Raw genomic sequence first — 8,867 nt, forward strand, 5'->3', positions numbered from 1 at the left:
ATGGCTGCGATCGAGCATCAGGGGGACCCATGGATCCGACAGCGGCCGCAAAGCCGGCAGGGTCAGTCATTTCGAGCGTATTCAAGCTCCTGCTGCCGAAGGTTGCGCCACACTTCCGATGTGCGCTATTCGTCGTCTCGCACGCGAAGGCGCAGGGCACGCAACTGAAAGTGCTGCAGCTTCGAAGAGCGCTAGCCGACGGGAAGATTCGTCGCCTGTTGAAGGCGAAGGACTCGAATTCTCGCGCTGAAGCAGGACGCCTTGTTGAACGCGTACAAACGAGGCGGCTTGCAGGAACCGAACAGGCTATCGATCTTCTACGACTCATCGAGGCCGGGTACTTGAGTATCGCGTCTCCCGGGGAAGCCGTCGCTGGCCTAAGCGTCCAAATCGCCGAGGGCATGGACCGGTTGAGCGATGGTCTGCGCAGTGCAGCAAGTGGACCAGAGGCTTTTCTGTACCTCGCACGGCTCTTCATGCCGCCGCTCGAGCAGGATATACGACGTTTGCGGGAGTTGCACGGCGGCGTTGTGGTTCGCATGGTGAACGAACTTGCAGAAGTGCATGACCGTCGCGTAGTTCTTGAAGCGTGGGCGGCTGAGAGACCGGAATGGTACTCTCCGTCTCCTGCTATCGAGGGTTGGCTTGGGGAACTCGCACTCGAATCGGGTACCCGTCGCGCTGCACGTGTTTTTCTGGATTCCGCTCTCAGCCTTGGTGCCAGCCCAACTGCCTACTGGAAGGCGCGCCGAATCTCAGTCGTCGAGCTACCTCCGGAGGAACAAGAGACATACTTGTCGGACGTTATCGACGAACCAGTGATTCAGGGAATGCTGCTTCGAAGCACCCCGTTGGCCCGTCGTGAGCGACTTGCGACGTGGTCGGCCGACACTGCAATGCAGCGAGCGTTTAAGGCAGCGCTGCGAGTGCGCTCTTACCGAGACGAATCCGACTTCGATTCTGCTATCGAGGCGGGCCGGGAAGAATACCGGGAGCACTCCCACTACGGAGCGGCGCTTGTTGCGGTCGAGTGCCTGCTCCGACGTGGCACCAGCGAAGGCGCCCTCCAACGTGGAGCTGACCTGAACGCCGCGGCCCAGATGGCGATCGAACTGCGAGATGCACGACGCAGGTGGCGCGCTTCAAGCAGCGACGCCGTCGCTCATGCAATGCGCGCAAACATTCTCCTTGCGAACGACGATCGAGCCTGGGCGCTGTCCCAAGTGGAGCCTGCAGGTGAGGCGAGCCGTGACGAGGCGGAGGCGCCGGTAGTTCGCAACATGAGCATCGTGCTCGTTGCAGAGCGTGGAGATGTTGCCACAGCTCTGGAGATGTGCAATGAATCGACCGACCGGGCAACGCGGCTACAGGTGGAGGCGCGCACAGCAGAACTTGCCCTCGATGATCAGCGAGCGGCCGAGCTGTGGGCAGAAGCCATCGATGTCACAGAAGACTGGGACGAGAAGGCAAACCTTTGTTTCAGAGAAGCCTTACATGGGCGGGTGAACTCCTTCGTTCAACAGCTTCGAACTAACAACCCCGAAGTCGCGGATGAGATCGAACTCGTCGCGGCTCTCTACAGCGATGATCCGCGCGGTCTCTTCAATGCGGAACGGGAGTCACACCTCAACCCGCGGGTCGCTCATGCGCTTCAGCAGTACTACGCGTCGAGGGATCGGATAGACGAATTCATCGCCGTAGCCGAGCGGTCCGCGCGGCAATGGGGAAGCGCGGACGATATGCTTGTCGCTGCACGCGGCTACCTTCGCCTCGGTCGCCACTCAGAAGCTGCTGTTTCAGCCGCTAACGCTCGACTCGCTGGAGGCGGGTCGTGGGGCGGTATTTACGAGGCAATAACCGTTCAGATCGAAAGCGCGAGCGGCCAGGAGGATTGGGCCAACGCCATTCAATTCGCCAGAGAGGCAGTACGCGCTCGTCCCGGCTCGTCACGCGCCCGATGGGCACTCATCCGACTCCATCTTTACGCGGGTGAGGATGATCTCGCGTTCGCGGCGTGGCAGGACGCGGAAAAGGCATTGGTGCCGTCCAATACCGCGGAAGCGACGGCCTGGCTGTATCTCTTTCGGCTCTATGGTTCCAAGATGAGCAGCTTGCGCGAACTCCAGACCGTCGCACTTCGCTTCGAGGCAGACGAGCAGGTACGGACGCTGGCGATCGGCGCGCTGGTTCTTGCTCCAATCGAGGATGATCACGATTCGGTTGACGTTTCCTCGCTCCTCAAGCATTTTCAGGAGGAGTTCCCGGACGCACCCGGCGCCACTTCTCTCCACGTAGATACTGATGATCCAGCCGCGCTTCTAGATCGGCTTGACGAGTTGGCGGGCGGCCCCCGTGACACCAGTGCCATTGATGCCGGTCTTGCGAACGGAAGTCTGCCGATCGGCATTGCGAGCCAAGTAGCACGACGGTCCTACGCTGCAACCCTTATTCGCCTTAGGCAAAGCCCTCGCTTTGCCGTTGAACTGCATGACGTCGATGAGCGGGCGACCGTCGAAGCCCACATTCACCGCGCTGTTGTAATCGACACCTCCGCGCTGTTGACTCTGGCGACGATACCCCCGACCGCCGCCGAAGAAATCGCGGGGAGTTTCGTCCTGAAATCGGCGACGCAACAACTCGTCGACCTCAACAGTGCGGTACAGGATCTGAACGGCGATAGCGGTGGCACGTTCTTCCCGAGCAGTCACGCCCAGGGTCCGCGATTCGAGCTCGCAGACGCCTCGGTTCTTCTAGACCGGAGACAAATCGCCTCATCGATGCTTGACCGACTGCGGCTCACTGGCCGCCAGTCTTCGGGTGGCAGCGCGCAAGTGCTGCCTGAGGAAGCACGCGAACTAGCCGGGCCATGGACCGCGTCTATCGCGCTGGCAGCTAACGCGCACCTGCCGCTTTGGTGCGACGACGTGAGTGCTCGCCGCGTTGCGACCGCCGCGGGGGTACCCGCCTTCGGTACTCCTGCCGTGTTGGCGCACCTCCGGCGAAGTCGTTCGCTTAGTCCCGCAGAGGCGGACACCACAGAAGCGGCCCTTATTCATGGTTGGATGATCGGTATCGCGTTCGCGGACGCGCCCTACAAGCTGGCTCTGCAGCTCGATGAATTTGAGGCGAAGGGTGCCGCGTTTGCTATCCACCACAGTGACGGTAATGCAGTCGCGGAGAAAATCGCACTTGCCCTAGATGCGCTTGAACATCGGTGCGAGGATGCAGAAGCTGTGCAGCAGTGGACCCACCTCATGTCCGCCTACCTCGCTCGGATCTCCGAGTCCGGGGGGCACGCCCGCCGGAATGTCGCGCTATTCTTGACAGCAATACTCGGCTCTGAATGGATGTCCCCCTCCTCACTCCCGTTTGTACTCGCGGGAGCGCGAAGTGCTGTCGAAAGCGACTGGCGCAACGTGCTCGAAGAGGCGTTCCGAGCGCACTTCCGAAAGCTGGTCGACGTACTCGACTACGGCACAGCCGGACACTACGCGCGCTCGCTCGTAGCAGCGGTCAGCGAAGCAGATCGGCTCGTCATCGTAGGCATCATCCTCGAACGTTGAGCGAAGCGTCCTCGCCACCGACAGTCGCAGGACCTCGCCGGTGGGCCCCGGACACCAATCCCGTCCGCGTCGGCGTGCGCCAAGCGATCCGCCAAACCTCCGGCGCGTGCAATCCGTCACCTGACACCTCCAGCCGCAGTGGGATGAACACGGTTGGCACTGGGCCTGCCCGCGGCGGTCCACTTGCACACACTGGACGAGCACACTCGGGCGCGGCTGTGCGTCATGTCCCGGAGTGCCGTCGACGAGGAGTCATAGCCCCGTAACCCAGTTGCGCGGGAAATCCCCGTTTTTAGGCGGCCTCGTTCGGGAGACAAGCTCTGGGCGGGCGCGACGAGCAGGAAGAGGAAGCAGATTGGCTTGCGGGCGAGCCTCTCGTGCCGCGCGACGCTGCGTTCAGGCGGGCCTAGCGGGACGCCACGGACGATGACGTGGCGAGGCGCTACCAAACCATTGTGCCGCGTGCCCGTCGCCGGGCGAACCAGTCCGAAGTGCGACGCCTGGTAGTCCGCTCCAGGCACAAGCGTGCGACCTCGACCAAGGCAGCACCGTTCTGAACGCCGAGCGCCCATTCAGCCCGTGGAATGGATCCCCGATGCCCGTGGAACGCCTGCCAGTACTGGGATCCGCCATCCGCGCCACCACTGGCCTCCGCGAATAGACCGAACACCTCGCAACGTCCTCTCGGTCTTTGGGGTAGTCGCGCGCTGCTCGTGACGCTTGGTGACGAGGTCGTGTCCGGCGGCGAGCTTCAGCTCACGAGCAACGGGATTCGTCATCTTTGACGCGGCGATTCGGGTTTTCGCCCGCGTGGACTCAGTGAGCTTGAAGGTTTGGGCATGAAGGACGGGTTCCAGGAGCCGTCGCACATGACGAGGTCGTGCTTGCCGTCCTTGCTCGCGGAGTAGGCCTGGATGCCGTTCGTGTGGGTAGTCCATGACGGCGTTCGCGCGGTTCACTGCGATCGGGAGCTGGGAGTCTTCGGTCTTTGCGCCGGGCAGGTAAGCGCGGTCGGCGATGACAGTCGTGATCGGGATTCCGCGTTCCTGGCAGGAGTCGAGGAAGCGCTTGCCTTGGCCCGTCACTTCGCCGGGCTTGTGGCGGCCGAACCAGATGATGAAGAGGGGGGCGTCGATGTCCGCTCCGGGACTGTTCCGGGTGAGCGCGCCGAGTTCAGCTTCGCGACCGAAGATGCGCTTGCCGGGAGCAGAGTTCGTGCGGTCGTGGCTACGTCCTCGCGGACGTAGAAGCCGCAACCGTAGTTGACGGATGCGGTGTCGTCGTCCGTCATCTTGTCGAGGTTCTTCTGCATGCCGGCGCGCCGAGCACCCCCACCGGCACCTGGTGCTCCGAATGGCTCATCCGCCTCGGGCCCCGTGGAACAGATCCCCGAAACCCGTGGAACGCCCGAGAGTTCTGGCATCGAAGACCCGCGCCACCACTAGCCTCCGCGAATAAGCCGAACACCTCGCCCTGGGGTCTTCAGTCTTTGGCGTCCGAGCAGTCATGAAATACGCGAGTACGGCCCATTCCGCGGGTTCTGGCAGTAGCGAAGCCACCGCGTCCCCTGATCGTGCCTCCGCAGCAGGGACGAGTCGACGCATCTCGGCTTCCTCGGCAACGACAGATGCCCCCTGGCCCGGAAGCGGGCAGGGGGCATCTGCTCGTCTCGAAGACGAGGTTGTCTGTGCTGTTCAGTTCGAGTGACGCGCGGCTTCTACTCTTCGAGTAGGTGGGTGGGAGCGAACCACCGGCGACATTGACGATGTCCGCCGAAGCATGTTCCTGCGTCTCTCTCCGCGGGCTGAGGGCTGAGGGCTGAGGGCAAGATTGTTCATCGCCGTCGGCAGCTAGAACAGCGGGTCGTCCGGAAGGTCAGATATCGTCACGATTACGCCAATTGGGCAGTCCTCCCCCTCGTTGGCGAAGGTGAGTCTGCTACGGAACCATGGTCAGGCACGCGGAGATCATCGAAGCGATTTGTGCAGCACGGAGAACGACGGCTCCCGGTCGCGTTCGATGTGCGCGAACGCGAGTGCCTCTGCCATCCGCTCGTCTCCCTTGGCGATGGCTGACGCGAGCTCGGCGTGGTCGTGGAACGCGTCGTGGACGTCGAGTTCGCTGGTCAAGTAGAACAGCCACTGCACTCGGCCGGAGACGGAGCGCATCGACGCCTGGATGAGCGCGTTGCGCGTCGTCTCGACGATCGTCTGGTGGAAGAGCGTGCTCGCTTCGGCGATCGAATAGGGGTCGCCGGCGTCGACGACTGCATGTGAGTGGTCGAGGGCCTGTTGGATCGGCGCTGAGGAGGTGCCGCGTGCGACCGCTCTCGCGGCGAGTCCGGCGGCACCGACCTCGAGGACCTCGCGCAGGTCGAACAGGTCGTGGATGAGTTGGGACGTCCAGGTGGTGACGACGGCTCCGCGCCGTGGGGAGGTGACGACGAACCCTTCCATCTCCAGCATCGGGACCGCCTCGCGGAGGGGGACACGCGACACGTTGAGTTCCTCGGCGATGCGGACCTCGGCCAGCTTGTGCCCTTGCGGGTACTGCCCGCGGATGATCGCCTCGCGCAGCTGGGCATGGATCTGGCGTGGGAGCGAGGGCGGGTCGGTCGCGTCGGCACGTCTCGTCGTGGTCATCGTGGCCATCCTCCCGGAAAGCGGTGGGGTCCGGCGGGCGGGATCTGCTCCCGGCCCGTCGGACCCCGGTCCATCACTTCTCGATGCCGAGCTTGCTGAAGTCGAGCTCGTTCGCGCCGATGTTGTGCGCGGCGGCGACGCCCGTGAGCCACTTCTGCGCCAGAACCCAGTCCTTGTTGTAAGACAGGTTGTAGTAGCACCCGGTCGCGGCGTACTCCTTCGCAGCCTGCACGTACAGGTCGTCGTCACCGGAGGCGACCGCCTGGTTCAGCTTCGCGTCGACGGCCGGGACGTCGCACCCGAAGTAGTTGATGCCGCCCGACTTGTCCCAGAACACGTGTCCCCACATGTACGGTGAGCCGCCGTCAGGGCCGTTGTTGCCGTCGAAGAAGGCGTCCGGTCCCTTGCTCGGATCGTTGATCCAGCCGAAGACCTGCGACGTCGGGTAGGACTTCGCGGTCGCCGTGATCCCGATCGCCTGTAGCTTCGCGGCCTGGATGTTCGCCATCTGCTGGGCGTTCGTGTTGCCGCTCGCGTACCCGATCGTCATGCTCGTGCCCTTCGGGAGTGCTGCGGCGTACGCCTTGAGCACCGACGGCTTGTAGGTGAGCTCCTGCTCGTCCTCGCCCCCGGGGATCATGCCCTTCGCGTAGAGCGTGGTCGCCGGCTCGGAACGGCTGCCGAGGACCTGCTGCACGAGCGACTTCTGGTCGATGCTCTGCAGGAAGGCGAGGCGCGCCTCCTTCGAGCTGAAGAAGTCCCGGGACGGGTTCAGCGTGACGAGGGCGGACTGCAAGGTCGGGAGCATGTAGCTCGCGTACTGCTTCGAGTCCTCGTACTTCGACAGGCTCGACGACGGCAGCGCGGCGACGACGGCGGAGACGTCACCGCGGTCGAAGGCGAGCTGCAGCGCGGAGACGTCGGAGTAGATCGGCAGCTTCACCGTGGTGAACGGCGACTTGGATCCCCAGTAGTCGTCGTAGCGCTTGAGCGTCCACGAGGTGCCCGGGTCCGCGGCGCTGATCTCGTAGGCGCCGGTCCCCGCGTCGTGCGTCTGGAGCCAGGTCTGCGCCTGGTCCGACCCCGCGTGCGTCTTCAGCGCCGTGGGGGACTCCATCTTCGGACCGAACGGCGACGCGAGGTAGTCGAGGAACGCGGAGTTCGGCGCGTCGAGCGTGACGACGGCGGTCTGGGCGTCCGGCGTCCGGACGCTCTTCACGCCCTCGACCATGTACGCGGCACCACCCTTCACGGCGATGCGTCGGTCGAACGCGACCTGCACGGCCGCCGAGGTGAAGGGGGTGCCGTCGTGGAAGGTGACGCCCTTGCGGAGGTGGAACGTGTAGGTCGTGTTGTCGTCGCTCACGTCCCACGACGTCGCGAGGCGCGGCGCGATCTTCACCGAGTCGGTGTCGTTCGCGTACTGGACCAGGCCCTCGTAGGTGTTGAGCACGACCGCGAGACCGTTGTTGGCGTAGTAGACGTCGGGGTCCGGCGGCTGGCCGATGTCGCCGAGCAGGCCGACGGTGAGGGTGCCGTTCGTCGGCGCGGGATTCGCGCTGGTCGCGCTCCCGCTGCCGGAGCACGCGGCGAGGGCGAGGAGGGGCAGGACCGCGGCGGCGGCGAGTGCGACGCGTGTCCGCTTGCGGAGTGTGCTGAGCCTCACGGGGTCTCCTTCGGGTGGGTGATGCCGGTGGGTGTGGTGGTGCGGGGTGGGGCTGGACCGCGTGCGTCTCAGGCGAGACGCGGATCCGCGGCGGTCTGGAGGACGTCGGCGACGGTGTTCACGACGACGTAGACGGCGCCGAGCACGAGCGTGACGGCGGCGATGGCGGGGAAGTCCGAGGTCGGGATGCTGTTCGCGAGGTAGTTGCCCATCCCCGGCCAGCTGAAGACCTGCTCGACGACGATGTCGCCGGCGAACATGAAGCCCAGCTGCAGTCCGGCCATGGACAGCGCCGGGCCGACCGCGTTCCGGACGACGTGGTGGGCCAGGATGCCGGCCTCGCTGAGTCCCTTCGACCGGGCGGTCCGGACGTGGTCGGCGGCGAGGGTGGTCTCGAGGCCCGCGCGGAGGATGCGGCCGATCGCCAGTGCCGGCGCGATCGCCAGCACCGTCGCCGGGAGCACGAGGTGCGCGAGCTCGGAGCCGGGGCCGCCGTCGCCCCGACCGGACGCCGGGAGCCATCCGAGCTGCGCGTAGAACAGGATGATCCCGCCGAGCGCGAGCAGGAACGGCGGGGCCGTCGCACCGAGCAGCAGCACACCGCGGTACACGCCGGAGAACGGCCAGGACAGAGCGGCGGAAGCTGCGAACAGCGCGGCCAGGACGAGGGCGATGACGAAGGCGGCGAGGACGAGCTCGACGGTCGCGGGCAGGGCCGAGGCCAGGTCCACTGCGACGGGGCGGTGGGTGCGGAAGGACGTCCCGAAGTCCCCGTGCAGCGCGCCCGCCAGGAACCGGAGGAACTGCACGGGCAGCGGGTCGTCGAGCCCGAGTCGGAGCCGTTCGGCGGCGACGGCCTGTCGTGACGCGTTCGCGCCGAGTGCGGCACGGGCGGGATCGCCGGGCGAGACCTGCTGCAGCAGGAACACGACGGCGCTGAGGACGAGCAGGACGGCCACGAGGGAGCCGAGACGTCGGAGCAGGAACCGGGTCATG

5 protein-coding genes are annotated in these 8,867 nt (G+C 65.1%); 1 reads left to right on the forward strand and 4 read right to left on the reverse strand.

Annotation, left to right across the window (positions count from 1 at the left end; translation table 11 throughout):
• Window positions 1-29: 29 nt before the first annotated feature.
• Window positions 30-3,563, forward strand: a complete 3,534-nt coding sequence (locus ACXKZB_RS04385) for a hypothetical protein (protein WP_488824818.1) — start codon at window positions 30-32, stop codon at window positions 3,561-3,563.
• A gap of 1,081 nt (window positions 3,564-4,644) precedes the next feature.
• Here ACXKZB_RS04385 and ACXKZB_RS04390 read toward each other — a convergent pair.
• The 4 genes from ACXKZB_RS04390 to ACXKZB_RS04405 all read right to left on the reverse strand — a co-directional run bounded on the left by ACXKZB_RS04390 (window position 4,645) and on the right by ACXKZB_RS04405 (window position 8,866).
• Complete coding sequence (locus tag ACXKZB_RS04390; protein WP_488824819.1) at window positions 4,645-4,875, reverse strand: hypothetical protein; 231 nt, start codon at window positions 4,873-4,875, stop codon at window positions 4,645-4,647.
• A gap of 655 nt (window positions 4,876-5,530) precedes the next feature.
• The gene (locus ACXKZB_RS04395) at window positions 5,531-6,205 is read right to left on the reverse strand and encodes a GntR family transcriptional regulator (RefSeq protein ID WP_488824820.1); all 675 of its coding nucleotides are present in this window, start codon (window positions 6,203-6,205) and stop codon (window positions 5,531-5,533) included.
• Between the two features lie 73 nt (window positions 6,206-6,278).
• Window positions 6,279-7,871: an ABC transporter substrate-binding protein gene (locus ACXKZB_RS04400; RefSeq protein WP_488824821.1), complete on the reverse strand. Its 1,593-nt coding sequence runs from the start codon at window positions 7,869-7,871 to the stop codon at window positions 6,279-6,281.
• A 68-nt stretch (window positions 7,872-7,939) separates the two neighbouring features.
• A complete protein-coding gene (locus ACXKZB_RS04405) occupies window positions 7,940-8,866 on the reverse strand; it encodes an ABC transporter permease (RefSeq protein ID WP_488824822.1) in 927 nt (308 codons plus the stop codon).
• Window position 8,867: the final 1 nt, after the last annotated feature.

It is taken from the genome of Curtobacterium sp. ABR8, from assembly GCF_057812125.1.

Bases quoted from the DNA above. Each gene is read 5' to 3' on its own strand.
- ACXKZB_RS04385 (WP_488824818.1), top strand. From the start codon at position 30: ATGGATCCGACAGCGGCCGCAAAGCCGGCAGGGTCAGTCATTTCGAGC.
- ACXKZB_RS04395 (WP_488824820.1), bottom strand. From the start codon at position 6,205: ATGACCACGACGAGACGTGCCGACGCGACCGACCCGCCCTCGCTCCCA.
- ACXKZB_RS04390 (WP_488824819.1), bottom strand. From the start codon at position 4,875: ATGCAGAAGAACCTCGACAAGATGACGGACGACGACACCGCATCCGTC.
- ACXKZB_RS04405 (WP_488824822.1), bottom strand. From the start codon at position 8,866: ATGACCCGGTTCCTGCTCCGACGTCTCGGCTCCCTCGTGGCCGTCCTG.